Origin of the sequence: Streptomyces spiroverticillatus, assembly GCA_014650415.1 — a bacterium.
GTDB classification, from domain to species: Bacteria; Actinomycetota; Actinomycetes; order Streptomycetales; family Streptomycetaceae; genus Streptomyces; species Streptomyces spiroverticillatus.
Window position 1 is genome coordinate 181,962 of the sequence record BMUX01000010.1, and the last position, 24,594, is coordinate 206,555.

Below are 24,594 nucleotides of genomic sequence, written 5' to 3' on the forward strand. Positions count from 1 at the left end.
TGGACGACGAGGAGGGGAACGAGGAGGGGGCGGAACCCGGTCGGATTCCGCCCCCTCACCTCACCCGTGCTGCCCCGGCCGTCAGGCCACCGGCGCCGGGAACGTCGGGTACTCGACGCCCGAGACGTGCTGGACGACCCGGATGACCTGGCAGGAGTAGCCGAACTCGTTGTCGTACCAGAGGTAGAGGATCGCGTCGTCGCCCTCGACCTTCAGCGCGCCCGCGTCGATGATCGACGAGTGGCGCGAGCCGACGAAGTCGCTGGAGACCGCGTCCGGCGCGCTGATGAAGTCGATCTGGCGCTTCAGCGGGGAGTTCAGCGACACGTCGCGCAGGTGGTCGAGGACCTCCTCGCGGGTGGTCTCGCGCTCCAGACGGAGGTTGAGGATCGCGATCGACACGTTCGGAACCGGGACGCGGATCGAGGAGCCGGTGATCCGGGCCTTCAGGTCCGGGAGCGCCTTGGCGACGGCGGAGGCCGCGCCCGTCTCCGTGATGACCATGTTCAGCGGCGCGGAGCGGCCGCGGCGGTCGGAGCCGTGGTAGTTGTCCAGGAGGTTCTGGTCGTTGGTGAAGGAGTGCACCGTCTCGACGTGACCGCTGAGCACGCCGTACTCGTCGGCCATCGCCTTCAGCGGCGGGACGATCGCGTTGGTGGTGCAGGACGCACAGGAGATGATCTCGTCGTCCGGCTTGATCGTGTCGTGGTTGACGCCGTGCACGATGTTCGGGACGTCGCCCTTGCCGGGGGCGGTCAGGACGACCTTCGAGACGCCCGGACGCAGGTGCTGCGCGAGGCCCTCGCGGTCGCGCCAGCGGCCCGTGTTGTCGATGAGGATGGCGTCCTTGATGCCGTACTCCGTGTAGTCGACCTTGGTCGGGTCGTCGGAGTAGATGACCTTGATCTCGTTGCCGTTGGCGATGATCGTGTCGTTGTCCTCGTCGACCGTGATCGTGCCCTGGAACTGGCCGTGCACCGAGTCGCGGCGCAGCAGCGAGGCGCGCTTCACGAGGTCCTGGCCCTTGCCCTTGCGGACCACGATGGCGCGCAGCCGCAGACCGTTGCCCGAACCGGCCTTCTCGATCAGGAGGCGGGCCAGCAGGCGGCCGATGCGGCCGAAGCCGTACAGCACGACGTCGCGGGACTCGCTGCGCTCGATCTTGTTCGCACCGGTCGCACCGGCGACGGCCTCGGCGGTGAACTCCTCGACCGACAGACCGCGGTCGTCGGCGCGGTGCATCTCCGCGAGCAGGCCGATGTCGATCTGCGAGGGGCCGAGGTCGAGGGTGGTCAGCGCCTGGAGGAAGGGGAGGGTCTCGGTGATCGAGAGCTCCTCGCCGGCTATCTGGCGGGCGAAGCGGTGGGTCTTGAGGATGCTCACCACGGACTTGTTCACCAGGGAACGGCTGTGGATCAGGACCGTGACGTCACGCTCCCGGTGCAGCTTTCCGATCACGGGGATCATCGACTCCGCGATTTCCTCGCGGTGCATCCAGTGGGTGAACGAGTCGCCATTGACAGCAGTCACAGTTTTCTCTTTCGAGCTAGGCAGTGCTCATATGCTAACCCTCCCGTTTTTCGATCATGCAAGAGGTCCCTGGTGAGGGGGGCGGGGCGCCTGTTGCGCGTGTTGCGGCCGGGCGGAAGCGGTGGCTCCGAGGGACAGTGGGAGGAGCAATCCGTCCAGCCGGGGAGGCCGCCGTGACAGCGCTTCCGATACGCAGATCCATTCGCGGCGGCGCGGTCGCGGCGGCCCTTCCGCTCCTGCTCCTCACCCCCGCCGCACTGGCCCCCGGGCCCGTCGCCGCCCCGCCCGCCGGGCCCGTGCTGGAACCCGCCGCCGCACGGGCCGTGGCCGCCTCCGCCCGGGCCGAACCGATCTGGCGCAGCACGCCCGAGCAGGCCCGGCTGCGGTACGCGAAGGGCCAGCGGCTGGTGCGGGTCGCGGCGCCCGGGGCGGTGGTGCGGCGGCTGGACGTTCCGTACAAGAAGGGGACGGTACGCAGCAGCCTCTACCGACCGGCGGGCGTCACCGGCGACCTGCCCGCCGTCGTCCACCTGCACGGCGGCGGCTGGATCCTCGGCGGGATCGCCACCCACGACCGGCTCGCCCGGCAGCTCGCCACCCGGGTGCGGGCCGTCGTGGTCCTGGTCGACTACAGCCGCGCCCCGGAGGTCCGCTTCCCGGTGGCCCTCGACGAGGCCGAGGCGGTGGTGCGGTGGGTGCGCGAGGAGGGGAGGGCGGCGGGGATCGACCCGGGGCGGGTCGCGCTCGCGGGCGACAGTGCGGGAGGCGCGCTGGCGGCGGCGCTCGCCGTGCGGGCCAAGGAGTGGGAGGGGCCCCGGCTGCGGGCGCAGGCGCTGCTGTACCCGGTGACGGACGCCGGGATGGACACCGAGTCCTACCGCGAGTTCGCCACCGGGTACAGCCTCACGGCGCGGACCATGCGCTGGTTCTGGGACGCGTACGCCCCCGACGCCGCGACCCGGCGCGACCCGGCGGCCGCCCCGCTGCGGACGCCGGACCGCGGGCTCGCCAGGCTGCCCCCGGCGCTGGTCGTCACCGCCGAGGCGGACGTGCTGCGGGACGAGGGGGAGGCGTACGCACGACGGCTGCGCGAGGCGGGCAACCGGGTGGTGGCCACGCGCTACCCCGCCGTCGTCCACGACTTCCTGTCCCGCAACAGCCTGTACGCCACGCACGCCGCGCACGACGCGCTGCGTCAGGTCACGGACTTCCTCGCCGCAGAGCTGCACGACCCGCTGCCGGCGTCGCGGCCGTGGCGGGCGGGGCTGGGGTGACAGGGTCGGGGTGACGGGGCCGGGCTGACGGGGCGCGTCCCACGATCTTGTCCCTCGCCCCGGTGTCCCCGCAGGTCAGAGGGTGGGACGTCCCAAAGGGACGTCACTTCGGGGTGATCGCTGGCGGGTTGGCCCGCCGCACCGGAAACCTGGTGAGCGGAGCAAGCACGACGCCGTACTTCTCCGTACTTCTCCGTACTTCGCTACGAGGAAAGGACCCTCACCATGTTCAGCACCCCGCGCAAGCGCCTCGCCGTCGCCACCGCAGCCGTCGCCCTCGGCGGCGGACTCGTCCTCCCCGCCGCCGCGACGGCCGCCCCCGCCGCGCCGGCCGGTCGGTCGGCGGCCGACGTACGGGTCCAGGGCACGGCTCCCGCCTGCGTCACCCGGGACGTCATCAAGCAGAAGAAGCAGGTGACCGTCCGCAACAACTGCGGCAAGACCATGCACGTGAAGGTCGTCATCAACAACGGCCCCGACGGCGGCTGCTGGACCTACCAGCACGGCCAGGGCGGCACCTGGAAGTGGAAGATCGGCTCGTACGGCAAGATCGTCACCTGCTGAGCGGGCGCCGTCCCGGCGGAGCGCGCCGTCCGGGCGTAGCACGCCGTCCCGGCGTTGCGTGAGAGAGCGGTCACCGGCCCGGTGGCCGCTCTCGGCATGTGCCCCAACTCCCTTTCCGTGCGGGTGACATGCTGACCCGCATGACCGACTCACGGATACCGCAGCCGGCCGTCCGCCGCAGTTACGACGCCGTGGCCGAGGATTACGCCACCCGCCTGGCCGGCGAACTGGCGGGCAAGCCCCTCGACCGGGCGCTCCTCGCCGCCCTCGTCGAAGAGACCGCGCCCGGCGGCAGGATCGCCGACCTCGGCAGCGGCCCCGGCCATGTCGCCGCCTGGCTCGCCGCACACGGGGCCGCCGCCACGACGGCCGTCGACCTCTCGCCGGGCATGGTGGAAGCGGGCCGCAGACGCTTCCCCGAGGTGGACTTCCGGGTCGGTGACCTGCTCGAACTCCCGGCGAAGGACGGCGAGTTCGCCGCAGCCGTCGCCTTCTACACGCTCATCCACCTGCGCCCCGAAGACCTCCCCCGCGCCTTCGCCGAGGCCCACCGGGTGCTGCGGTCCGAGGGCCTGCTCCTGCTCGCCTTCCACATCGGCGACGAGGTCCGGCACATGGACGAGTGGTGGGGCCACGACGTGGACCTCGACTTCCGCTTCCTGGACCCGGCGCGCCTCACGAACCTCCTCGAGGAGTCCGGTTTCACCGTCCGGATGCACCTGGAGCGTGCCCCCCACCCCGACGAGGCCCAGACCCGGCGCGCCTACCTCCTGGCCCGCAGGACCGGCTGACCTGGAACCCCCGCCGCCCGAGCGTCGTTGTCCCGGTCGAGTGGCCAGAACCGCCGGCCACGGAAAGGAACCCTCATGCCAGCCACCGCCCCTGACCCCACCGGCCCCGTGCAACTCGACCACCGCCAGGGGCCGTACGGCGAAGTCGTGCTGCGGCAGCGCGGGGAGACGTACGAGATCATCGCCAACGGGTGCTTCCTGATGGACACTTCGGACGGCCGCTCCGAGAGACTCCTCGTCGACGCGGCGTACGAGGCACTGGAACCCGTGCCGGGTGCGCCGCGCCCCTCCGTGCTGATCGGCGGGCTCGGCGTCGGCTTCTCGCTCGCGCACGCGGCGGCGCAGGACCGGTGGGGCCGCATCGTGGTCGTGGAGCGCGAGGAGGCCATCGTCGACTGGCACCGCAAGGGCCCGCTGGACACCGTCACCGCCGACGCGCTGGCCGACCCCCGGGTCCGTATCGTGCTCGCCGACCTGATCGCCCACCTGCGCGACGCGGACCCGGCGGCGGACACGTACGACGCACTGTGCCTGGACATCGACAACGGTCCCGACTGGACCGTCACCGACGACAACCGCAACCTCTACACCCCCACCGGCCTCACCGCCTGCCTGCGCCGCCTCAACCCGGGCGGGGTGCTCGCCGTGTGGTCGGCGCAGCCGTCGACGGCGTTCGAGGACGCGCTGCGGGAGGCCGGGTTCACGGAGGTACGGACGCAGGAGGTGCCGGTGGCGCGGGGCGTGCCGGACGTGGTGCACCTGGCGCGCAGGCCCCGGTAGCCCCCGCGGCGGGCCGCGTGCGCGGTTTGGCAGGGTGGGGGGCATGAACACTCCGGACGCCCAGGGCCTGACCGCCACCCCCCTCACCTCCGCTCTCGTACGCGGTGCGCTCGACCTGGAGCGCACCGCGCACGGCCTGCTGCCGCACCGGCTGCCCGCGGCGGCCCGCGCGCAGATCCCCGACGGGCAACTGACCATGGCGGAGGCCCAGCCCAGCGGAGTCCGGCTCGCCTTCCGCACCCGTGCCACGGTCGTCGAACTCGACACCCTGCGCACGAAGAACGCCTACAAGGGCGCGCCCGAGCGCCCCGACGGCTTCTATGACCTCGTCGTCGACGGCCGGCTCGCGGACCGGGCGAGCACCACCGGCGGCAACACCTTCCTCGTCGACCTGAGCACCGGCTCGGCCGAGACGATCCCCGGGCCCGTCGGCACCGTCCGCTTCGACGGGCTCGCCGACACCGAGAAGGACGTCGAGATCTGGCTGCCGTACAACGAGATCACCCAGCTCGTCGCCCTGCGCACGGATGAGCCCGTGGCCCCCGTGCAGGGGGGCCGCACGGTGTGGCTGCACCACGGGAGTTCCATCAGCCACGGCTCGGACGCCGAGAGCCCGTCCACCACCTGGCCCGCCCTGGCCGCCTCGCTCGGCGGCGTCGAGCTGATCAACCTCGGCTTCGGGGGCAGCGCGCTGCTCGACCCCTTCACGGCGCGGGCGATGCGGGACACCCCCGCCGACCTGATCAGCGTCAAGATCGGGATCAACCTCGTGAACACGGATGCCATGCGGCTGCGGGCGCTGGGTCCTGCGGTGCACGGCTTCCTGGACACGATCCGCGAGGGGCACCCGACCACGCCCCTCCTGGTCGTCTCCCCCCTCCTGTGCCCGATCCACGAGGACACACCGGGGCCGAGCGCGCCGGACTTCTCCGAGGGGCGCGTGCGGTTCAGGGCGGCGGGCGATCCGGCGGAGGTCGCGGCGGGCAGGCTCACGCTCTCCGTCATCCGCTCCGAACTCGCCCGGATCGTCGGGCAGCGTGCGGCTGCCGACCCGAACCTGCACCACCTCGACGGCCGCTCGCTGTACGGCCCGGGGGACTACGCCGAGCTCCCCCTCCCGGACGAGCTCCACCCGGACGCGGCCACGCATCGCCGCATCGCCGAACGCTTCCGGGCCCACGCTTTCACCCCGGGCGGCCCCTTCTCCCCCCTCTAACCTCCGGGGCCCTGTCCCCTCTGACCTCCAGGGGGCCCTGTCCCCTGTGACCTCCGGGGCCGCCCCCCCTTCTCCCTAGCCCCCTTGGGCGGCGCGGGCCTTCCCCCCTCCCCTTTCCCTCGTCCCCTTGGGCGGCGGGGCCGCCCCCCGGGGGCGGGACGGGCGGGCAAGGGGGCGGTACGCCCGATCCGGGCCCGCCCCGGCACCGGCCCCTGCCCGCACCTTGCACGCCGGGTGCGCGCAGCCCCGGGGCCCTCGGGATGCGTCCCCGTGCCGGGCACGTGAAGCACCGGCCCGCCGGGCCAAGAGGGTCCCCAGCCCCGCCCCTTCACCTAAACCCGCGGGGCAATTGCACGGTTCCCGTGCAGGCGCGTCGTGGCTGGGCGCGCAGTTCCCCGCGCCCCTGAAGGGGCACGGAAACGAAGCGGCCCGCACGGGCAGGGCATGCCCGCGCGACGGAGTCGCACATCGGCACAGCCCCGCGCCCTCAAAGGGGCGCGGCACGAGCGCACCCGGCACAGGAAGGGTGGGCTCGTCGACACAGCAGTGATCAGCCCCTGAGCCCTCGGCTCCGTTCAGGGCTTGCGTCCCGTCGCCCCCAGCAGCCGGTGCAGCAACGGCGCGTCCTGCGCCACCTCGACGGGCGGGCCCCACAGCCCCTCGACCGGCGCGCCGTCCATGAAGGTCGACACGTGGTCGAAGCAGGCGTGCAGGGTGTCCTCGGGCAGGTCGAAGGGCCGGCCCGTGGCCTGCGCGAGGTCCCAGCCGTGCACCACCAGTTCGGTGAGCGCGATCCGGCCCCACACGGCCCGGGGCAGTTCGAGCCCCACCCCGGCGTCGGCCGTACCCTCCCAGGCGGCGGGGTCGTCCCACGCCTCACCGAGCTCCCGCAGGCGCAGCGGCAGCGTGGTGCGCCAGTCGGCGGCCAGCCGGGCGGCGGTGGGTGCGTCGACGGGAGCGGGGCTGTCCTCCTTGCGGGCCACCGCGGTGAACGCCCCGGTGAACCCCACCACGTGGTCCACGAGGTCCCCCACCCCGTACTCCGCGCACGGCGTCGGCAGTCCGAGCTGCGCGTCCGAGATGTCGGCGAGGACGGCACTCATGGTGCGGCAGGCCGGTTTCAGATCGATCACGGAACTCCTCCTTGGTGTGTGCATTGACCGCGCAGGGGATGCGTTCACCTGTACAGACCGCCGCGGGGACCGGAACTCATCGCCGGAGGGCCACCGTGTTCGACCGGAACCCCCGCCCCGCACAATGCTCCCGTGATCCTTCGAACCGCCACCCGCGCCGACCTCCCCGCCGTCCTGGCCCTCGTCCTGCACGAGCACGAGACGGTGGACCCCGCGACGATCGTCGTCGACGACGCCTACGAGCGGGCCTTCCGCGACCTCGATGCCGACCCGCGCAATGAACTCCTCGTTCTGGAAGGCAGGGAGGGGGAGGAGGGGCTCGTTCTGGGGTGTCTTCAGGTGACGTACATTCCCGGGCTCGGCCGGCACGGTCAGGAGCGGGCGCTGCTCGAAGCGGTACGGGTCCGGGCCGACCGGCGCGGCGAAGGCCTCGGGCGGGAGCTGCTCACGCGAGCCGTGGACCGCGCCAGGTCCCGCGGCTGCACCCTGGTCCAGCTCACCAGCAACAAGTCCCGCACCCGCGCGCACGGTTTCTACGCCTCGCTCGGATTCGTGCGCAGCCACGACGGGTTCAAGCTGGCGCTGTGAGCGGCACCGGCCGCGCGAGGGCGTTGTCAGTGGTGGCGTCTAGGCTTTTTGCATGAGTCGCACCACACCGCCCCGACCCGTCGACATCACCACCCTCTTCCCCGAACTCGCGCCGCTCGCCAGGACGGCGATACGGCTGCATCCCAGGGCCGGTGCGCCGAGCGTGACGGAATCCTCCGTGGGCGGGCCGTTGCTGTGGCCGACGGGGGAGGAGTGGCCGACCTGCGCCGAGCACGGCGGGCCGTGGCGGCTCGGGCTCCCGCCCGAGGACGTACGGCAGTCGCGGCGGATGCTCGCCGAGGCGTGGGCGCGGACCCGGGCGGACGACGCGGACCTGCTGAGCAAGGAGGAGCGGGAGACGCTCGACCGGCTCGACGCGGAGCGACGGATACCCGTGACGGGGCCGATGCCGATGCTGCCGGTGGCCCAGGTGTACGCGGCCGACGTGCCCCGGCTCCCCTACCCCGAGGGCACGGACCTGCTCCAGGTGCTGTGGTGTCCCTTCGACCACGCCGACGACGGCTACGTGCCGCGCACCGCCCTGCGCTGGCGAGCCGCCGCCGACGTCACCGACCCGGTCCCGCCCGGTTCCGTACCGCAGCCGCCCGTCGTCGACAGCGGGGACTACCTGCCCGAGCCCTGCGTCCTGCACCCCGAGGAGGTCACCGAGTACCCTGCCCCGCACGTCCTCCCGGAGGAGCTCGCCGGCCGCATCGAGGCGTGGGACGAGGAGCAGGAAGGGGAGGCGGGGGAGCCCGATGGGATGTGTTATCAGTCGGATCTGGCGGTCGCGCCCGGGTTCAAGGCCCTCGGGCACGAGCCCTGGAGCTTCTCCGACCCCTTCGACATGGCCTGCCCCGCGTGCGGTTCCGGCGTACGGCCGCTGCTCACGGTCGACGGCTCCGAATGGGGCCGGGACTGCGACAGTTGGCGGCCCGTCGAGGACGCGACGTACACCGGACTGCACTTCCTCGGCCCGGCCTCCGCGACCCAGCTCACCATCGGCCGCGGCTACAACCTCCAGCTCTACGTCTGTGCCGACGACCCCCGTCACCCCCACCTCCAGAACATGCAGTGACCATCCATGGTGGGCGCAGGTGACAGGATGGGGCGCATGGACACCCGCCGCAGGAACAACGTCGTCGTCACCGGCCGGGCCGACGGCCCCACAGTGGTGCTCGCGCACGGCTTCGGCTGCGACCAGAACATGTGGCGGCTGGTCGTGCCCGCCCTCGCGGACCGGTACCGGGTCGTCCTCTTCGACTACGTCGGGTCCGGGCAGGCCGACCCCGCCGCCTGGTCCGAGGCGCGCTACTCCCGCCTGGAGGGGTACGCCCAGGACGTCGCCGAGATCTGCGCCGAGCTGGAGCTGCGCGGGGCCGCCTTCGTGGGGCACTCGGTGAGCGCCATGATCGGCGTCCTGGCCGCCCGCAGCGTTCCCGACCGCATCGGCTCGCTCGTCATGGTCGCGCCCTCCCCGCGCTACATCGACGACGACGGGTACCGGGGCGGCTTCACGGCGGAGGACATCGACGAGCTCCTCGCCTCCCTGGAGTCCAACTACCTCGGCTGGTCCGGCGCGATGGCCCCCGTCATCATGGGCAACCCCGAGCGCCCCGAGCTGGGCGAGGAGCTGACCACCAGCTTCTGCGCCACCGACCCCGACATGGCCCGCGTCTTCGCCCGGACCACCTTCCTGTCCGACACCCGCGACGAACTGAAGGACGTGACGGTGCCCACCCTCGTCCTGGAGTGCCGCCAGGACGCCATCGCCCCGCGCGAGGTCGGCGCGTACGTCCACGCCGCCGTGCCCGGGTCCCGGCTGGTCACGCTGGACGCCACCGGCCACTGCCCCCAGCTCAGCGCCCCCGAGGTGACCGGCTCGGAGATCCGCGCCTTCCTCGACGGCCTGCACCCCGCCGACCCCGCGGCCCCCGCCGCCCCGCTGCCCGGGGACAGCCGATGATGAGCCGCACCAGCAGCGAGCCCGAGCCTTTCGAGGCCGGGGACGGCGCCGTCACCGACGCCGCGTTCAGCGCCCTCCTGGAGGACAGCGCCGAGGACCTGTACGAACGGGCCCCCTGCGGCTACGTCTCCACCCTCATGGACGGCACCCTCGCCAAGGCCAACGCCACCCTCCTGGACTGGCTCGGCCTGCGCCGCGAGGACGTCGTGGGCCGGATGCGCTTCAGCGACCTGCTCACCGTCGGCGGCCGGATCTACTACGAGACCCACTTCGAGCCCCTGCTCCGGATGAAGAGCGAGATCAGCGGAATCGCCCTGGAACTGAAGGGCGCCGGCGGCGTCCGCATGCCCGTTCTGGTCTCCGCCGTCGTCAAGCACGGCAGCGAGGGCGAGCCCCTGCTGATCCGGGCCACCCTCGCCGACGCCCGCGACCGCCGCGCCTACGAGGAGGAACTGCTGCGCGCCCGGCGGTCCGCCGAGGCCGCCCGCCGCGAGGCCGAGGCCGACCGGGCCCGCCTCCAGGACGCGCTGGCCGCGCTCCAGCAGAGCCTGCTTCCCGCCACCCTGCCCGCCGTACCGGGCCTGGAGTCCGCCTCGTACTACCACACGGCCTCCCCGGACCGGCTCGGCGGAGACTTCTACGACCTCTTCCCGATCGACGGCGAGCAGTGGGGGTTCTTCCTGGGCGACGTCTGCGGCAAGGGCCCCCAGGCCGCCGCCGTCACCTCGCTCACCCGCTACACCCTGCGCGCCGCCGCCCTGCACGACCCCGACCCGGTCGCCGCGCTCTCCACCCTCAACACCGTGCTCCACGAGCGCTACACCGGCAGCGACCCCCGCTACTGCACCGCCGTCTTCGGCACCCTCCGGCCCGACCCCGAGACCGGGCAGGTGGCGGTACGGGTCGCCTCCGGCGGGCACCCTCCGGCGCTCGTGCTGCGCGCCGACCGCAGTACGGAGTACCTGGAGACCCCCGGCGGCCTGCTCATCGGCATCCTGCCGAACCCGCCGCTCGCCTCGGCCGCCACCATCCTCGCCCCCGGCGACACCCTCCTGCTGCACACCGACGGCCTGACCGAGGCCCGCACCGCCCTCGGCGGCCGGGGCTCCGAGCGGTACGGCGACGACGCCCTGCGCGAGTTCGTCCGGGCCGCCCCCGACACCTCGCCCGCCTCACTGGTCGACGCGCTGACCGGGCTCCTGGAGAGCTTCGGGGAAGGCCTCGACGACGACACCGCTCTGCTCGCGCTCGGCGCCCCCGCCACGGAGAAGCCCGTATGACCCGTACGAATCGGACCACTTCAGTGAAGACACTGACGCTCGCCGTGCGGCAGGCAGCCACCGGGCCCGTCGTGGAAATCGTCGGCGACCTCGACTACGACACCGCCGCAGACCTGCGCACCCGGCTCGCCGGGATCCCGCTCACGGCGGACGACCGCCTGGTGATGGACCTGGCGGGCATGGAGTTCTGCGACTCGACCGGCATCACCGCGCTGATCGCCGCCCGCAACCACGCCCTGGCCGCGGGCGCAGGGGTCGCACTGGCCGCCGTGCCCGAGCACACCCTGCGGGTGCTGCACCTCGTCGGCCTCGACCAGGTCTTCGCGCTGTACGACAGCACGGCCGAGGCCACGACGGCAGGGAACCGGCCGTCGGGAGGCAACCTGCCGTCAGGAGGCAACCGGCCGGACACGCAGGCGGCAGGCTGAGCGCCCTCAGACCTCGCGGCCCTTCCATTCGTGGGCCAGCAGCGACCACACCTCCATGTCCAGGCGGACGCCCCGGTACTCGGTGTGCTCGCGCAGCGTCCCGTCCAGATGCATCCCCGCGCGCTGCGCCACCGCCCGGCTGCGCATGTTGACCGTGCTGTTCCACCACTCCACGCGGTGCAGCCCGCGCTCCTCGAAGGCGTACGCGAGCAGATGCCGCACGGCCGCGCCGATCAGGCCCCGGCCCTGGGCGGCCGGCTCCGACCACACGCCGATCTCGGCGGTGCCCTGAGCGGCGTCGAAGCGTACGAACATGACGCCGCCCACCAGCGTCCCGTCCTGCCAGATCCCGTAGATCCGGCCCCCGTCGGCGGCCTGCTTGTCGGCATACCGCTGGAGGGTCGCCCGCGCCGACGCCAGGTCCGTCGAGAACGAGGCCCACGGAATCCACGGGTCCACCAGGTCCCGCGCGCGGTCGATGTGGGCCAGGAACTCAGGCGCCTGCCAGGGCTCCAGCGGGCGGAGTTCGGCACGGTCGGTCAGGGGTACGGCGTACACGGCAGGTCCTCGGGTCCGGGGCGGTGTGCCCATGCGGTGTGCCCATGGGGTGCGGGCGCACCCACGATACGTAACAAACGTTGGGTACGTACACTGGCCCGCATGACACCTGCCCGAGGAGAGCGCCGCGCATGACACCTGCCCGAGGAGACCACGACGCCCGCCGCACCGAGGTCTCCCGCGCGGTGTGGGAGGTCCTGGCCGAGCGCGGCTTCGGCGGCCTCACGCTGCGGGCCGTCGCCCAGCAGATGGGCGCGACCACCGGCCTGCTCACCCACTACTTCCCCAGCAAGCGGGCCCTGCTGCAGCACGCCCTGGAGGTCCTCGACGCTCACTCCCTGGACCGCCCGCGCCCGGCGGCGGGACGCGTCGGCGAGGCCACGGGCCTGGTCATGCTGCGGGCCGTGCTGCTCGACATCCTCCCGCTCGACCCCCGGGGCGCGGCGAGCAACCGCATCTGGGTGGGCTCCTGGGACGTCGCCCTCGCCGACCCGGAGCTCGCCGCCGAGCACGCGCAGCGCTACCGGCGGGCCCGCGAACGGCTGACCGTGCACGTGCGGGCGGCGCAGGAGGCGGGGGAACTGCCGGAGGCCCCGGCGGCGGAGGAGGTGGCCGCTGCGGCGCAGAGCTTCGTGCTCGGGCTGGTGGTGCAGGCCCTCTTCGCACCGGAGGAGTTCACGGTGGAGCGCCAAGTGGCATTGGTCGACGCGTACTTGGCGGGACTCGCCGGGGAATCCCGGGCGGCGTCGGCGATACTGGGGGGACACCGGAGCGGGGGAGCGGAATGAGCGGCGAGTACGGGCTGAAGCGGTACTTCGACGGGGCGGGGGCCCGCCGCCTGGGCGAGCTCGTCCACGCGGTCCACCCCGCATTCGACCTCGAAGGATACGTCGCGGAGGCCGAATCCCGCGTCGCGGAGCTGGAGTTGAAGGACCGGGTGCGGGTGCTGGCCGAGGGGCTGCGCAGCCGCCTGCCCGGACCGTACCCCGAGGCGGTCGCCGTCCTCGTCGCGCTCCTCGGTGACGAACTCGCCGAGGGCGAGGGGATGTTCAACGCCAGCTGGCACCTGATGCCGGTCGCCCGCTTCGTCGAGGAGTACGGACTCGACCACCCCACGGTGTCCCTGGACGCCCTGCACGAGATCACCCGGCGGCACACCGGCGAGTTCGCGGTCCGCCCCTTCGTCGAACGCCACCCCGGCCTGACGATGAAGTACGTCGCCGACTGGGCGCACAGCCCCAGCCACCACGTCCGCCGCCTCGCCAGTGAGGGAATCCGCCCCCGCCTGCCCTGGGCGCGCACTCTCACCGGCTTCGTCGCCGACCCCCGCCCGGTACTCGACGTGCTGGAGGTCCTGCGCAGCGATCCTTCCCCGTACGTCCGCACCTCCGTGGCGAACAACCTCAACGACATCGCCCGCGACCACCCCGGCCTCGTCCTCGCCACCGCGCGGCGCTGGGCCGAGGAGAGTCCGACCCCGGAGACCGCCTGGACCGTACGGCACGGTCTGCGCACCCTCGTCAAGAAGGGCGACCAGCAGGCTCTAGCGCTCCTCGGTGCGACGGGCGGCGAACACGCGCGCGTCCCCCAACTCGACCTGTCACCGCTCGATCTGACGGTGGGTCAGCTCCTCACCCTCGCCTTCGACCTCCTCAACACCGACGACCGCCCGCACACCCTCACCGTCGACTACGTCGTCCACCACGTCCGCAAGGGCGGCCGCACCATTCCCAAGGTCTTCAAGCTCGCCACCGTGACGCTCGCCCCCGGCGAGCGCCGGAGCCTGCGCAAGCAGCACGCGGTCCGGGAGATCACCACGCGCGTGTACTACCCCGGCGAGCACATCGTCGACATTCAGGTCAACGGCCTGGTCCGGGCCTCGGCGAGCTTCACGCTGAGGTTGCCGTGACGGCCGGGGCCACGCGCCCCCGCAGCACCCGGGTCAGCGCGTACGGCCTGGTCGTGGAGGGCGACCGGCTGCTGCTGGTCCGCCTCACCGACGACTCGCCCGTCTTCCCGCCGGGCCTGTGGCACCTGCCCGGCGGCGGGATCGACCCGGGCGAGCAGCCCGCCGAGGCGCTGGTGCGGGAGTTCCGGGAGGAGACGGGACGCGAGGTGGCACAGGCGACACTGCTCGACGCCCGGACGTACGAGACGCACCGGGACGGTGTCGTCTGGGGCCTGACCGCCCTCTTCTACGAGGTCCGACTCCGGCCGGGGGAGCGGGAGTCGGCGGAGTCCGAGGGTTCGACGGACGCAGTGGAGTGGCTGCGCTGGGACGAACTGCGGGACGCGGAGCTGTCGCCGCCGACGGTCGATGCGGTACGCATCCTGCGAGCCGGGCGAGCCGGGCGGGTCGGGACCGGGACGCAGCTCGACCCGCACCGCTAGTCTGCACAGCTATGAGGCGCGTATGGACTTTGCCGGTGGTGCTCGCGCTGGTCGGTTCGATCCTTGCCGCCGGACTGATCGTCAGGGGGAGCGTCGGTTCGGCCGCCGTACTCCTGCTGGTGTTCCTGGCGCTCGCCGGCCTGAACTCCCCCTTGATCTTCCCGAGGTCGATCAGCGCCCAGGAGGCGCAGCGCCGCAGCGCGGCCGACGGCCGGCCGGTCGTCTACTGGCGGCCGACCTGCCCGTACTGCATCCGATTGCGCCTCCGACTGGGCCGCGGGGCAGGCCGGTTGCACTGGGTCGACATCTGGCGCGACCCGGAGGGAGCTGCTGCGGTGAGGGCGGCCAACGACGGCAACGAGACCGTGCCGACCGTGGTCGTGGCGGGCCGGGCGCACACCAACCCCGATCCCGCGTGGGTCCGCGAACAGGTCCCGCCTGCTGCGTGAACGGGGGGGGCTCCGCGTGCCGGAGCCCCCCGTCGGGTTCCGGCGCGCGGAGCCCTCCGTCTGACGGGCCGAGGGATCAGCTCCGCACCCCGTCGAACGTCCACACCGCGCGCGGCCCCGGCCCCACCTTCAGCGTGGACCTGCCGATGCGCTGCTCCTGCGGAGCCCCCGGCGGCCGGTTGAGCGCCAGGTCCAGCCGTCGCAGCCCCGCCCGCTCCCTCGGCACCGCCTCGAACCGGATCGTGGTGCCGCCGCCCGACGCGACGACCTGCCCGCCGTCCGCCGTGCCCCGCAGCCGGAATCCGCCCGCCTTCAGCAGCGGCACCGTGTCGGCGAGGTCGCCCGGGGTGACCCCCAGGTGGAGGGCGGTGACGTCGCGCATCAGGTGCTTGCGGTAGTCGTCGCTGAGGTAGCGCTCCCGGCCCACGTCGCCCGGGTGCGAGGGGGGTTCGGTGTTGCTGCGCGGGTCGGCGAAGTACTCGGGCCGGTACTCCATCGCCCAGGCCCCGAAGCCGTCGTACTCCGTCGTGGTGAGGATCCCGTCGAACCACGGCACCTTCACCCCGTCGCCGAAGTCGCGGGTCTGGAGGAAGTCGATCGGCTGCGGGACGCCCGCGCCGGGCAGGCGTTCGCGGACCTTCGCCAGCTCGCCCGCCTGCTCGACGGAGACCCCGAGGCCGGCCGCGCCGAGCGTGCCGTCGGGGCCGGGGACGTCGCCGATGCCGAGGAGCTCGACGTAGGTCTGACGGCCCATCAAGTAGCGGCCGGTCCAGACCTGTCCGCCGCTGCCGGTGGTCGTGCGTACCTGGAAGTTGGCGAACTCCCGCAAGTACGCGGAGTGTTCGATGGCGTCGGCCGTCTCGCGGTCGAAGACGCCGTAGGCGTGGTTGAAGTGGAGCAACTGCCGGTCGGGCGGGCCGGGGGCGGCCCAGGCCGTTGCCGGAAGTGCCGCTGCGGGAACCGCCGCGAGGGCGCCGAACATTCGGAGCACGTGTCTGCGCTGCATGCGACGCATCGTAGGTCCCTCACGGCCCAACTGCCCCGGATCTGACCGGATTCGGCCACCCGCGCGGGGCGCTCTCGCGGCGTACGTGATCATGTGTGTACGAGCGAACCGGCGAGAGGGCATGCGATGGAATCCACGGCGGGCGACCGAACCGAGTACGGGACCACCCCCGACCCCTGGCACCGGGTCGACGCCTACGCCCTCGCCCGCGCCGCCCGCGCCCAGGCCGAGCGGCACGTCCCCGGCATCGCGGACATGGCCTCCTACCTCGATGCCCAGGTCTCCGACACCTCCCACCGCGAGGTGCTCGGCCCGCTCCTCGACGGGGAAGGACCCAGCGGTGTCGTCCTGCGGCACGGCACGGAGCTGGCCCGCTGGGGCGGACCCGGGCGGGTCGAGATGGCGTACAGCGCCACCAAGAGCGTCCTCTCCCTGACGGCCGGAATCGCGTACGACGACGGGCTGCTGCATCTGGACGAGCCCGTGCACCGCGCCCTCGACCGGCACCGCTCCGTCGCCCTGCCCCAGTTCGCCGACGCCCACGGCCGCGCCGTCACCTGGCGGCACCTCCTCGACCAGACCAGCCAGTGGGAGGGCGAACTGTGGGGCAAGCCCACTTCCGTGGACGCCCAGAGCACCCGCGAGGGCACCGAGTCGCCGGGCGGCCCGCCGGGGGAGGGCTGGGCGTACAACGACGTCCGTGTGAACCTGGCCGCCCTCGCCCTCACCGTCCTCCTCGGCCGCTCCCTGCCCGACGCGCTCCGCGACCGGGTGATGGACCCGATCGGGGCATCGGACACCTGGTCCTGGCACGGGTACGCGAACTCCTTCACCGAGGTCGACGGCGCCCGGATCCCCGTCGTGTCCGGCGGCGCGCACTGGGGCGGCGGCCTGTGGATCAGCGCGCTGGACCTGGCGCGGATCGGCCAACTCGTACTGGGGCAAGGGAGTTGGGAGGGCAAGCGGATTCTTTCCCGGCGCTGGGTCGAGGAGCTGTGGGCCCCGTGCCCGGTCAAGCCCAACTACGGCCTGTCCTGGTGGCTGAACGACGACCGCACCGTCTGGCCCGCCGCCCCCGCCACCGGCCGCTGCTCCCGCGGCAACGGAGGCGCGCACCTGCTCTGGGTCGACCCCGCCCGCGACCTGGTGGTCAGCTCGCGGTGGGGCGCGGACCCGGAGAAGCTGCTCGTGGAGGTATCGGAGGCCGTCCGCGGTTGACCTTGACCCTGGGGGAAGGCCCACGGTGCGTACGTACGCATCTGCACCGCGGGTATTGACGCGTCCGTCCGCACCGCATCCACCCAGGGAGCCCCCATGGCCACCGCACCCCACCCGACCTGCCTCCTCCTCGACATCGGCGGCGTCCTGGAACTCACCCCCGACACCGGCTGGCTCACCCGCTGGGCCGAGCGGCTCGGCCTCGCCCCCGGCACTGTCAACTGCCTCCTGGGCGAGACCTGGCACGCGGGCAGCGTCGGCGACATCGACGAGGGGGAGGTGCGGGCCAGGGTCACCGCGGCCCTCCACCTCGACACCCCGCAGGTCGACGCCTTCATGGCCGACCTGTGGGACGAGTACCTCGGCTCACCGAATGTCGAACTCCTCTCCTACGTCAGGGAACTGAGCGACCGTCAGGACCTCCGCATCGGCATCCTGAGCAATAGCTTCGTCGGCGCCCGCGAGCGCGAGGCCGACCGCTACCGCCTCGACGCCCTGGTCGAGCGTCCCGAACACCTCGTCTACTCCCACGAGATCGGCATCCTCAAGCCCGACCCCCGCGCCTTCGCCGTCGCCTGTACGACACTCCAAGTGCGCCCCGAAGACTGCCTGTTCGTCGACGACGCCGCACCGAACGTCGAAGCCGCCCGCGCCGCCGGAATGCAGGCCCACCTCTTCACGGACAACGCGGGCACCCTCACCCGCATCGCCGCCCACCTCGGTCGGGTCGGTCAGGTCGGTCAGGGAGCCGCATAGCGCGCCGCCAGGGCCGCCACCGTATCCGCGACCGCCGCGCGCAGCTCCGGCGGCCCCAGTACCTCCGCCCCGTCGCGCAGCCTGAGCAGGTCGGCGACTGCCACGGACGTCGACTCGACCCGCAACTCCACCCGCACCCACCCCTCCTCGTCCCCGGCCCCCGCCTCGGCCAGCGCCTCCGCCCCCGCCGCCCCGAAGAGAGCGGGCAGCAGCTTCAGTGACTCCGGGGCGACCCGCAACTCGGCCACCCCCTGGTACCGCATGGCCTCCATGCGCCGCGAGGACTCCTCCCAGTACGCCGCCAGCGCGAACCCGGCCGGGCGCTCGAAGACCTCGCCCGTCTCCCGTACGGAAAGGAAACGCGACACCCGGTAGGTCCGCACCGCCTCGTCCGAGCCGTCGGCCCGCGCCACCAGGTACCAGATCCCGCCCTTCAGGACGAGTCCCAACGGGTCGAGCACGCGCCGGACTTCACCCCGCCAGCGCCGGTAGTCCACCGCGAGCGTCCGCTGCTCCCAGACCGCGTGCGAGACCTCCGAGAGGTACGGAACCGGGTCGGCCTCCCGGAACCACGCGGGCGCGTCGAGGTGGAAGCGGTCCTCCAACACCCGTGCCCGGTCCGCCAGTTCGGCCGGAAGTGCCGCCTGGAGCTTGAGCCGCGCCGTGGCGAGCACCGCCCCGAGCCCCAGGTCGTGCGCCGGTCCTGGCGCGCCCGCGAGGAACAGGGACTCGGCCTCGGCGCGGGTGAGACCGGTCAGCCGGGTGCGGTAGCCGGCCATCAGCTCGTAACCGCCGTCGGGCCCCCGGTCCGCCCGGACGGGCACGCCGGACGCGCCGAGCGCTTCGATGTCGCGGTAGACGGTCCGTACCGACACCTCCAGCTCTTCGGCGAGTTGGGGCGCGGTCATGCGGCCCCGGTTCTGGAGCAGCAGGAGCAAGGAGAGGAGCCGGTCGGCGCGCATGGCCCCATTGTCTCCCGTACCTGACAGAAGGTGTCAGGTACGGGAGACAGGCTGGTGTCCAGCGAGAGAGGCGGCCCGCGCACTCCGACGCACCGATCCCAGGGGATGCCATGACGACCACGTCCACCACGACCACCACCACGACCTTGACGGCCACCGGCCACTTCACGTACGCGAGTTGGGACGAGAAGAACGCCACCGACGCAGGGACGAGCCCCCGCGTCTCCCACGCCTCCGTCGTCAACACCTTCACCGGCGGCATCGAGGCCGCCGACACCACGTGCGAGTACATCTGCACCTACGCCACGGAGACGACCGGCACCTTCTGCGGAATGGAGCACTTCTCCGGGCGGCTCGGCGGCCGCGAGGGCCGGTTCGTGGTCGAGGAGCGGGGGTACTTCGGGGCGGACGGCACCGTGCACTGCACCTTCGAGGTCGTCCCGGACTCGGGCACGGACGGCCTGACCGGCCTCACCGGCAAGGGCAGCTTCGTCGCCCCGCACGGTGAGAAGTCCGTCCCGTACACCTTCGAGTACACGCTGCCGGCCTGACACGCGCGTCCCTACGGCCGGCGTACCTCGTACTGGAAGCAGCCGTACTCCACCGCCCTCACGTGCACCAGCGCCACCTCCGGATCGGCGAAGGCCGCGTCCAGGGCGGTGTCCAGAGCCCCGGCCGCGTCCTGCGGGAGCTCGAGGCGGGTGCCGCCGAGGATCTGACCGCGCGCGTCGTAGCGCCGCAGGAGGCGCTGGGCGCCGGGGCGGGCGAAGGGGTGGCCCGGGGGAGCGGGCTCCGTACAGGCGTCGGCGTGGATGAAGACCGGGCCGGTCTCGTCGTACGCTCCGGGATCCGCGCCGGTGGCTGCCGCCCAGCGACGGAGCGGGGCGTACGAGACGAGCGCGACCCGGTCGCCGGGCACGCCGTCGCGCAGACAGCAGCGGAGGGGGCTGCCGACGCAGTCGGGCTGGCCGTCGTCACTGCCTGCGGTGTACGGAACCGGAACCCGCCCGGAGTCGTCGCGCATGCGGAGCTCGGCGAGGGCGGTGGGCGGGATGGCGCGGGGGGTGTATGCGTTCATCGGGCCAGCCTGGCCCGGCGGGGCGGCCGACGCTGGCGGGAATCGGTCATCGAGCCGTCCGGAATCGGCATCCCCCCCTTCCACATGTCACCCCTCTTCCACACACCCCTCTTCCACACACCACCCTCGCCCTCCCGCGGCACGCACAGATCCCGCCCGGGGCCGCGTCAGGCGTCCCCCGCCCGGAACGCCTGCACCTCACCCTCCGGAAGCTTCGCCCACCAGTGGTGGTAGCGGCTGTACGTCCGCGGGTCCCGCCCCGCGAGCAGCGAGGCCAGCGCACCCGCCTCCTGCGCCACCTCCTCCCACTGCCCCGGCCGCAGGTCCCGGAAGGCGGTCACCTCGACCGCGTCGTCCACCAGCCGCCAGACCCCGGCGACGTACCCGTCCACCAGCAGCGTCGGCAGCACGTCGCCGTTGTTGCGGATCACCACCTTCCGCAGCTCCGGCGGGATCATCCGGCTGCGGTCCGCGTACGCGAGCAGCGTGCTGTCCCACATGGGGAGGAGTCGTACCGGAGTCGGTACGTCCGCATCCGGGCGCAGTGCGCCGGGCAGGTCGTAGAGGACCGTTCCGTCCGGTCCCGGGAGTTCCTCCACCTCCCCGGCCAGCTCCCGCAGCACCTGGCGTACGGGCGTGCGCGGTACGAGTCCGAACTGCGCCACGTCCGCCACCGACGCGGGCCCGAACCCCGCCAGGTAGCGCAGGATCAACTGCCGCAGCGCCGGTACGTCCACCTCCCGGCCCTCCTGCACCGGATCCGCCCCCGCCGTGACGAACGAGGGCCGGGCGCCGTACGACCACGGGCCCCCGGTCGGCACGTGATGCAACGGCGCGTACACCAGCACCCCCCGGAACGCGTCGTCCCGCCGCTCCGCGCCCACCCGCTCCGCCAGCCACTCCTTCACCTCGGCGGACGTCCGGGTCTCCTTCGCGAACACCAGGAGTTCCGCGGCCAGTTCGCGGGCGTCCGCGAGCGTCAGCCCGGTGTCCGTGAAACGAGAACTGAGCCCCGACCCGTACAGCGTCGGCTGCACCGCCGACCGGAACGGCTGGTAGTCGTCCGCCGCCACCGCGTGCAGCGTGATCCGCATCAGCGTCGCCTTGACGACGGCGCGGGACGAGAACGCGGCGTCCAGGTCGGCCGGTTCGAAACCCTCGATCCGGTTCCACAGCGCGAGGTAGGGCGAAGGCGCGTGCTGCGCCTGGAGCGCGACGATTCGCCGGACCGCGTCTGTGACGGTCAAGTCGTGTCGTTCCAGGAGGAGTTGGCGGCCGAGGGTGGCCCGGTTCAGTTCGCGCGCAGAGATCGTCACGCGGATGATTGTGCCGCAGGGGGCATGGGGTGCGGTGGGGCGGGTGACCCCGGGCTCGGACCCCGACCCGGACCCCGGCTCGGACCCCGACAAAGGTCAGGGTCGCCACCGGACGAAGGTCCACGGCCCCGGACCCCCGCCGATTCCTACCGTGGCGGCCATGAATGACGCCATCGTCCCCGCAGTCGAAGGATTCGTCACGACCCCCTGGGCGTACGTGCTCCTCTTCGGCATCGCCGCCCTCGACGGGTTCTTCCCCGTCGTCCCCAGCGAGACCCTGGTCATCACCCTCGGAGTCTTCGCGGCCTCCACCGGAGCCCCCTCGCTGCCGCTGATCGTGCTGGTCGCCGCGCTCGGTGCGTTCACCGGCGACCGCATCTCGTACGCGATGGGCCGCACTTCCGGCAGCCGCATCTTCGCGCGGCTGAAGCCCTGCAGCCGTACCCATCGGGCGTACGAACGAGTGGGAGCCCTCCTCGCCGAGCGCGGCGGACTCGTCCTCGTCGTCGCCCGGTACATCCCCGGCGGCCGCACCGCCGCCACGCTCACCACCGGGGCGACCGGCTTCCCGCGCCGCTCCTTCACGCGCTACGACGCGATCGCCGCCTCGACCTGGGCGGTGTACTCCGCCGGTCTCGGCTTCCTGGGCGGTGCGGCCTTCGAGGACGAGCCGCTGCTCGGCGTGGCCGTAGGGCTCAGCCTCGCCTTCTCCATCACCCTCCTGCACGAGGGTGTGCGGTGGACGCGTGCTACAGCCGCAGGTCGTCGGCGATGATGCGCTCGATGTTGCGCTCCGCGAGGGCGGTGATCGTGACGAACGGGTTGACGCTCGTGTTGCCCGGGATGAGGGCGCCGTCCATCACGTACAGGCCCGTGTAGCCGTGCAGGCGGCCGTAGTTGTCGGTGGCCTTGTTCAGGACCGCGCCGCCGAGCGGGTGGTAGGTGAGGTGGTCGCCCCAGATCTTGTACGCGCCGAACAGGTCGGTGCGGTAGATCGTGCCCTCCTTCTTGTTGATCTTGTCGAAGATGGTCTTCGCCGCGTCGATGGAGGTCTGCTTCCAGGCCGTCTGCCAGTCGAGGTCGACCCGGCCGGCGGAGGCGTTCCAGGTGAATTGGGCGCGGGCCGGGTTCTTGGTGATGGAGAGGTAGAAGGAGGCGTACGTCTCGATGCCGGTCGGCAGCGGGGCCACCTCGGCGAACGAGCCGCCCGCGTCCCAGTTGTCGATGCCGGCGGTGGGCATGGAGGCCTGGAGCTTGCCGGTGGCGTCCCACATGTGGTTCGCGCGGCCGCACATCACGTTGCCGTTGTCGCCCCAGCCCCGGCCGATCTCGTCGTTGAGGCTAGGGAGGGCGCCGGTCGCCTTCAGCTTGGTGAGGAGCTTGCTGGTGCCGACGCTGCCCGCCGCGAAGAAGACCCGGTCGGCGGTGACGGACTTGGTGGTGGTCACCGCGCCGGTGGTGTCGAGCTGTTCGATGAGGACGGTGTAGCCGGAGGCGGCCGGGGTCACCGAAGTCACCCTGTGGAGCGGGGTGATGACGACCCGTCCGGTGGCCTTCGCCTGGGCGAGGTAGGTCTTCTGGAGGGACTTCTTGCCGTGGTTGTTGCCGTACAGGACCTCGGCGTTGAGGGCCGACTTCGGTACCAGGCCCGCCAGTTCCTGCTTCATGTACTCCCAGTCGTAGACGTTCGGTACGAAGACGAACGGGAAGCCGGAGCGCTCGGCGTGCTTGCGGCCGACGCGTGCGTACTGGTAGCACTCCGCCGACTCCCACCACCGGGGGTCGACCTCGCTGACGCCGAGTCCGGCGTTGGCGCGGGGGTAGTAAGTGGCGTACATCTCCTCGGCGTTGACCGAGGGGAGCACCGCGCTGAACCGCTCGCGGCGCGGGGTGACGGCCATGCCGCCGTTCACCAGGGAGCCGCCGCCGACGCCCCGGCCCTGGTAGACGGTGATGCCGCTGAAGTCCTCGGCGTCCAGGATGCCGGTGTGGCGCGGGACGTCCTTGTCGAGGGGGAAGCCGAGGAAGTTGGACAGGGGTTGCTTGGTTCTGGTGCGCAGCCAGAAGGAGCGGTAGTCGGGCTTGGTGGTGTTGGCGAAGATGTTGCCGTCCGGGCCCGGGGTGTCCCAGGCCATACCCATCTCGACCATGTGCACGTCGACCCCGGCGCGGGCCAGCCGCAGGGCGGTGACCGAGCCGCCGTAGCCGGTGCCGACGACCAGGGCCGGGACGTGCTCGCCGCCCGCGAGGGCCGCGCGGCGGGGTGCGGCCGAGGCGGCGGGGGAGAAGGTGCCGGAGAGGGCGGCCGTGCCGAGGAGGGCGCCGGTGCCGGTGAGGAAGAGGCGGCGGGAGGTGCCGGAGGAGGGCTTGGATGCCTGTGTTGTTTGTGTTGTTTTTGTTGTTTGAGGTGTTTGCGAGATTGAGTCGCTCACGGGAGGTTCCTCACTCTTGTGGGAAGAGGAGCGAGTTGTACTGCCTGGGTCTTGTGAAGTCACGGCATACCTGCCAGTAACTTTTCTCCGGCCTTGAGAAAAGGGGCGAAGCGGAACGTGGTCGCACGCGTGTCCAGGGCGCACGGTGGCGCACGGCGACGGCCCATGTGCCCCCTGTGCTTCGCGATGCGGACGCAGAAGCGTTCCTTCGGCGGTGTGGTGGGCACTGGTGTCATCCCCCATGTGAGGAGTCACCGTGATCCGTGTCCAAGTCGCTTGTGCGGCAGGTCTGTTCAGGTCGGCGCTCGTGGCGCTGCTGCGGGGCGAAGAAGGCCTGGCGGTGACGTGCGAGGAGGCGGCGGCCGGCAGCCGGGCGGCCGACTGTCCGCCCGTCGACGTACGGGTGGCCGACGCGGAGACGCTGGCGCCCCGGCCCCGCGCCACGACAAGCGGAGTCCGGGGCGGCGGTGCCCCCGAGGGCGTCGGGCTCCTCGTCCTCGCCAACGTGAACCGCCCCGGCGTGCTGCGCCGGGCCTTCGACGCCGGTGCGCTGGGCTACGTCGACAAGCAGGGTTCCCCGGGTCGATTAGTCGAGGGAATCCACGCGGTCGCGCGAGGGGAGCGGTACGTCGACGAATCACTCGCCGTCGGGCTCCTGCGCGCCACGGAGATTCCCCTCACCCCTCGGGAACTGGGCGTGCTCGCGCTCGCCGCGCAGGGCGCGTGCGTCGCCGAGATCGCGCTCGACCTGCACCTGTCCCGGGGAACGGTACGGAACTACCTCGCGGCGGCCATCCGCAAGACCGGCGCGCGCAACCGGGTCGACGCGATCCGCATCGCGGGTGCGGCCGGCTGGATGTGAGACCGGCGTCCAGGGC

27 protein-coding genes are annotated in these 24,594 nt (G+C 72.5%); 19 read left to right on the top strand and 8 right to left on the bottom strand.

Translation table 11 applies throughout. The annotated features are described in order from the left end of the window. Positions 1–81: 81 nt before the first annotated feature. Entirely contained in the window at positions 82–1,530 is a 1,449-nt protein-coding gene (locus tag IE269_RS25910; RefSeq protein WP_268253623.1) for a glyceraldehyde-3-phosphate dehydrogenase, read from the bottom strand. Positions 1,531–1,703: 173 nt separating this feature from the next. On the opposite strand from IE269_RS25910, the gene IE269_RS25915 reads away from it, so the two are divergent. The 5 genes from IE269_RS25915 (at position 1,704) to IE269_RS25935 (ending at position 6,155) form a co-directional block, all read left to right on the top strand. Then, positions 1,704–2,804: an alpha/beta hydrolase gene (locus IE269_RS25915; RefSeq protein WP_189825550.1), complete on the top strand. Its 1,101-nt coding sequence runs from the start codon at positions 1,704–1,706 to the stop codon at positions 2,802–2,804. A gap of 225 nt (positions 2,805–3,029) precedes the next feature. Next, positions 3,030–3,368, top strand: coding sequence for a hypothetical protein (locus tag IE269_RS25920; RefSeq protein WP_189825551.1), 339 nt, complete (start codon positions 3,030–3,032; stop codon positions 3,366–3,368). 140 nt (positions 3,369–3,508) lie between these two features. Continuing rightward, positions 3,509–4,159: a class I SAM-dependent methyltransferase gene (locus IE269_RS25925; RefSeq protein WP_189825552.1), complete on the top strand. Its 651-nt coding sequence runs from the start codon at positions 3,509–3,511 to the stop codon at positions 4,157–4,159. A gap of 75 nt (positions 4,160–4,234) precedes the next feature. Further along, positions 4,235–4,939, top strand: a complete 705-nt coding sequence (locus IE269_RS25930) for a spermidine synthase family protein (protein WP_189825553.1) — start codon at positions 4,235–4,237, stop codon at positions 4,937–4,939. A gap of 43 nt (positions 4,940–4,982) precedes the next feature. Next, a complete protein-coding gene (locus IE269_RS25935) occupies positions 4,983–6,155 on the top strand; it encodes a GDSL-type esterase/lipase family protein (RefSeq protein ID WP_189825554.1) in 1,173 nt (390 codons plus the stop codon). A gap of 575 nt (positions 6,156–6,730) precedes the next feature. Here IE269_RS25935 and IE269_RS25940 read toward each other — a convergent pair. After that, positions 6,731–7,288 carry a TIGR03086 family metal-binding protein gene (locus IE269_RS25940; RefSeq protein ID WP_189825555.1) on the bottom strand — a complete coding sequence of 186 codons (558 nt, stop codon included), beginning with the start codon at positions 7,286–7,288 and terminating at the stop codon, positions 6,731–6,733. Positions 7,289–7,420: 132 nt separating this feature from the next. Between IE269_RS25940 and IE269_RS25945 the strand changes: the two genes are divergently transcribed. From IE269_RS25945 to IE269_RS25965, 5 genes are read left to right on the top strand one after another with little or no spacing between them, the layout of a single operon-like run. Next, on the top strand, positions 7,421–7,876 hold the full coding sequence (locus IE269_RS25945) for a GNAT family N-acetyltransferase (protein ID WP_189825556.1): 456 nt from the start codon (positions 7,421–7,423) through the stop codon (positions 7,874–7,876). Between the two features lie 52 nt (positions 7,877–7,928). Beyond that, positions 7,929–8,954, top strand: a complete 1,026-nt coding sequence (locus tag IE269_RS25950) for a hypothetical protein (RefSeq protein WP_189825557.1) — start codon at positions 7,929–7,931, stop codon at positions 8,952–8,954. 36 nt (positions 8,955–8,990) lie between these two features. Further along, positions 8,991–9,842 carry an alpha/beta fold hydrolase gene (locus IE269_RS25955; RefSeq protein ID WP_189825558.1) on the top strand — a complete coding sequence of 284 codons (852 nt, stop codon included), beginning with the start codon at positions 8,991–8,993 and terminating at the stop codon, positions 9,840–9,842. After that, positions 9,842–11,122: a PP2C family protein-serine/threonine phosphatase gene (locus IE269_RS25960; RefSeq protein ID WP_189825559.1), complete on the top strand. Its 1,281-nt coding sequence runs from the start codon at positions 9,842–9,844 to the stop codon at positions 11,120–11,122. The genes IE269_RS25955 and IE269_RS25960 overlap by 1 nt, the downstream gene beginning before the upstream one ends. Beyond that, positions 11,119–11,550, top strand: coding sequence for an STAS domain-containing protein (locus IE269_RS25965; RefSeq protein ID WP_189825560.1), 432 nt, complete (start codon positions 11,119–11,121; stop codon positions 11,548–11,550). The genes IE269_RS25960 and IE269_RS25965 overlap by 4 nt, the downstream gene beginning before the upstream one ends. A 6-nt stretch (positions 11,551–11,556) precedes the next feature. Here the strand turns inward: IE269_RS25965 and IE269_RS25970 are convergent, their stop codons facing one another. Then, entirely contained in the window at positions 11,557–12,108 is a 552-nt protein-coding gene (locus IE269_RS25970) for a GNAT family N-acetyltransferase (RefSeq protein ID WP_189825561.1), read from the bottom strand. Positions 12,109–12,239: 131 nt separating this feature from the next. On the opposite strand from IE269_RS25970, the gene IE269_RS25975 reads away from it, so the two are divergent. Genes IE269_RS25975 through IE269_RS25990 form a run of 4 tightly spaced genes read left to right on the top strand, consistent with a single transcriptional unit; the run spans position 12,240 to position 14,948 of the window. Continuing rightward, complete coding sequence (locus IE269_RS25975) at positions 12,240–12,896, top strand: TetR/AcrR family transcriptional regulator (protein ID WP_189825562.1); 657 nt, start codon at positions 12,240–12,242, stop codon at positions 12,894–12,896. Beyond that, the gene (locus IE269_RS25980) at positions 12,893–14,017 is read left to right on the top strand and encodes a DNA alkylation repair protein (protein ID WP_189825563.1); all 1,125 of its coding nucleotides are present in this window, start codon (positions 12,893–12,895) and stop codon (positions 14,015–14,017) included. Before IE269_RS25975 ends, IE269_RS25980 begins: the two co-directional genes overlap by 4 nt. After that, positions 14,014–14,499, top strand: a complete 486-nt coding sequence (locus IE269_RS25985; protein ID WP_189825564.1) for an NUDIX hydrolase — start codon at positions 14,014–14,016, stop codon at positions 14,497–14,499. The genes IE269_RS25980 and IE269_RS25985 overlap by 4 nt, the downstream gene beginning before the upstream one ends. 11 nt (positions 14,500–14,510) lie before the next feature. Continuing rightward, positions 14,511–14,948, top strand: a complete 438-nt coding sequence (locus tag IE269_RS25990; protein ID WP_189825565.1) for a glutaredoxin domain-containing protein — start codon at positions 14,511–14,513, stop codon at positions 14,946–14,948. Between the two features lie 76 nt (positions 14,949–15,024). On the opposite strand, the gene IE269_RS25995 is transcribed toward IE269_RS25990, so the two are convergent. Then, positions 15,025–15,954 carry a DUF5829 family protein gene (locus tag IE269_RS25995; RefSeq protein WP_229898224.1) on the bottom strand — a complete coding sequence of 310 codons (930 nt, stop codon included), beginning with the start codon at positions 15,952–15,954 and terminating at the stop codon, positions 15,025–15,027. Positions 15,955–16,080: 126 nt separating this feature from the next. Between IE269_RS25995 and IE269_RS26000 the strand changes: the two genes are divergently transcribed. Next, entirely contained in the window at positions 16,081–17,172 is a 1,092-nt protein-coding gene (locus tag IE269_RS26000; RefSeq protein ID WP_229898225.1) for a serine hydrolase domain-containing protein, read from the top strand. Positions 17,173–17,268: 96 nt separating this feature from the next. Next, the gene (locus IE269_RS26005) at positions 17,269–17,928 is read left to right on the top strand and encodes an HAD family hydrolase (protein WP_189825567.1); all 660 of its coding nucleotides are present in this window, start codon (positions 17,269–17,271) and stop codon (positions 17,926–17,928) included. Here IE269_RS26005 and IE269_RS26010 read toward each other — a convergent pair. Then, positions 17,913–18,890: a helix-turn-helix transcriptional regulator gene (locus IE269_RS26010; RefSeq protein ID WP_189825568.1), complete on the bottom strand. Its 978-nt coding sequence runs from the start codon at positions 18,888–18,890 to the stop codon at positions 17,913–17,915. The two genes, IE269_RS26005 and IE269_RS26010, sit on opposite strands and share 16 nt — an antisense overlap. A gap of 110 nt (positions 18,891–19,000) precedes the next feature. Between IE269_RS26010 and IE269_RS26015 the strand changes: the two genes are divergently transcribed. Then, complete coding sequence (locus IE269_RS26015) at positions 19,001–19,441, top strand: DUF3224 domain-containing protein (protein WP_189825569.1); 441 nt, start codon at positions 19,001–19,003, stop codon at positions 19,439–19,441. A gap of 11 nt (positions 19,442–19,452) precedes the next feature. Here IE269_RS26015 and IE269_RS26020 read toward each other — a convergent pair whose 3' ends face one another. Next, positions 19,453–19,968, bottom strand: a complete 516-nt coding sequence (locus IE269_RS26020) for a DUF1203 domain-containing protein (protein WP_189825570.1) — start codon at positions 19,966–19,968, stop codon at positions 19,453–19,455. 167 nt (positions 19,969–20,135) lie between these two features. Next, entirely contained in the window at positions 20,136–21,284 is a 1,149-nt protein-coding gene (locus IE269_RS26025; RefSeq protein WP_189825571.1) for a winged helix DNA-binding domain-containing protein, read from the bottom strand. 160 nt (positions 21,285–21,444) lie between these two features. Here IE269_RS26025 and IE269_RS26030 point away from each other — a divergent pair, with 160 nt between their 5' ends. Next, entirely contained in the window at positions 21,445–22,059 is a 615-nt protein-coding gene (locus IE269_RS26030) for a DedA family protein (RefSeq protein WP_189825572.1), read from the top strand. Here the strand turns inward: IE269_RS26030 and IE269_RS26035 are convergent. Continuing rightward, positions 22,034–23,716, bottom strand: a complete 1,683-nt coding sequence (locus IE269_RS26035; RefSeq protein ID WP_438817625.1) for a GMC oxidoreductase — start codon at positions 23,714–23,716, stop codon at positions 22,034–22,036. The two genes, IE269_RS26030 and IE269_RS26035, sit on opposite strands and share 26 nt — an antisense overlap. A 256-nt stretch (positions 23,717–23,972) precedes the next feature. Here IE269_RS26035 and IE269_RS26040 point away from each other — a divergent pair, with 256 nt between their 5' ends. Continuing rightward, on the top strand, positions 23,973–24,578 hold the full coding sequence (locus IE269_RS26040) for a response regulator transcription factor (RefSeq protein WP_189825573.1): 606 nt from the start codon (positions 23,973–23,975) through the stop codon (positions 24,576–24,578). Positions 24,579–24,594: the final 16 nt, after the last annotated feature.

Bases quoted from the DNA above. Each gene is read 5' to 3' on its own strand.
- IE269_RS25980 (WP_189825563.1), top strand. From the start codon at position 12,893: ATGAGCGGCGAGTACGGGCTGAAGCGGTACTTCGACGGGGCGGGGGCC.
- IE269_RS25975 (WP_189825562.1), top strand. From the start codon at position 12,240: ATGACACCTGCCCGAGGAGACCACGACGCCCGCCGCACCGAGGTCTCC.
- IE269_RS26015 (WP_189825569.1), top strand. From the start codon at position 19,001: ATGACGACCACGTCCACCACGACCACCACCACGACCTTGACGGCCACC.
- IE269_RS25935 (WP_189825554.1), top strand. From the start codon at position 4,983: ATGAACACTCCGGACGCCCAGGGCCTGACCGCCACCCCCCTCACCTCC.
- IE269_RS26010 (WP_189825568.1), bottom strand. From the start codon at position 18,890: ATGCGCGCCGACCGGCTCCTCTCCTTGCTCCTGCTGCTCCAGAACCGG.
- IE269_RS25965 (WP_189825560.1), top strand. From the start codon at position 11,119: ATGACCCGTACGAATCGGACCACTTCAGTGAAGACACTGACGCTCGCC.
- IE269_RS26000 (WP_229898225.1), top strand. From the start codon at position 16,081: ATGGAATCCACGGCGGGCGACCGAACCGAGTACGGGACCACCCCCGAC.
- IE269_RS25995 (WP_229898224.1), bottom strand. From the start codon at position 15,954: ATGCAGCGCAGACACGTGCTCCGAATGTTCGGCGCCCTCGCGGCGGTT.
- IE269_RS26030 (WP_189825572.1), top strand. From the start codon at position 21,445: ATGAATGACGCCATCGTCCCCGCAGTCGAAGGATTCGTCACGACCCCC.
- IE269_RS25925 (WP_189825552.1), top strand. From the start codon at position 3,509: ATGACCGACTCACGGATACCGCAGCCGGCCGTCCGCCGCAGTTACGAC.
- IE269_RS26005 (WP_189825567.1), top strand. From the start codon at position 17,269: ATGGCCACCGCACCCCACCCGACCTGCCTCCTCCTCGACATCGGCGGC.
- IE269_RS26020 (WP_189825570.1), bottom strand. From the start codon at position 19,968: ATGAACGCATACACCCCCCGCGCCATCCCGCCCACCGCCCTCGCCGAG.
- IE269_RS25960 (WP_189825559.1), top strand. From the start codon at position 9,842: ATGAGCCGCACCAGCAGCGAGCCCGAGCCTTTCGAGGCCGGGGACGGC.
- IE269_RS25955 (WP_189825558.1), top strand. From the start codon at position 8,991: ATGGACACCCGCCGCAGGAACAACGTCGTCGTCACCGGCCGGGCCGAC.
- IE269_RS25920 (WP_189825551.1), top strand. From the start codon at position 3,030: ATGTTCAGCACCCCGCGCAAGCGCCTCGCCGTCGCCACCGCAGCCGTC.
- IE269_RS25990 (WP_189825565.1), top strand. From the start codon at position 14,511: ATGAGGCGCGTATGGACTTTGCCGGTGGTGCTCGCGCTGGTCGGTTCG.
- IE269_RS25950 (WP_189825557.1), top strand. From the start codon at position 7,929: ATGAGTCGCACCACACCGCCCCGACCCGTCGACATCACCACCCTCTTC.
- IE269_RS25930 (WP_189825553.1), top strand. From the start codon at position 4,235: ATGCCAGCCACCGCCCCTGACCCCACCGGCCCCGTGCAACTCGACCAC.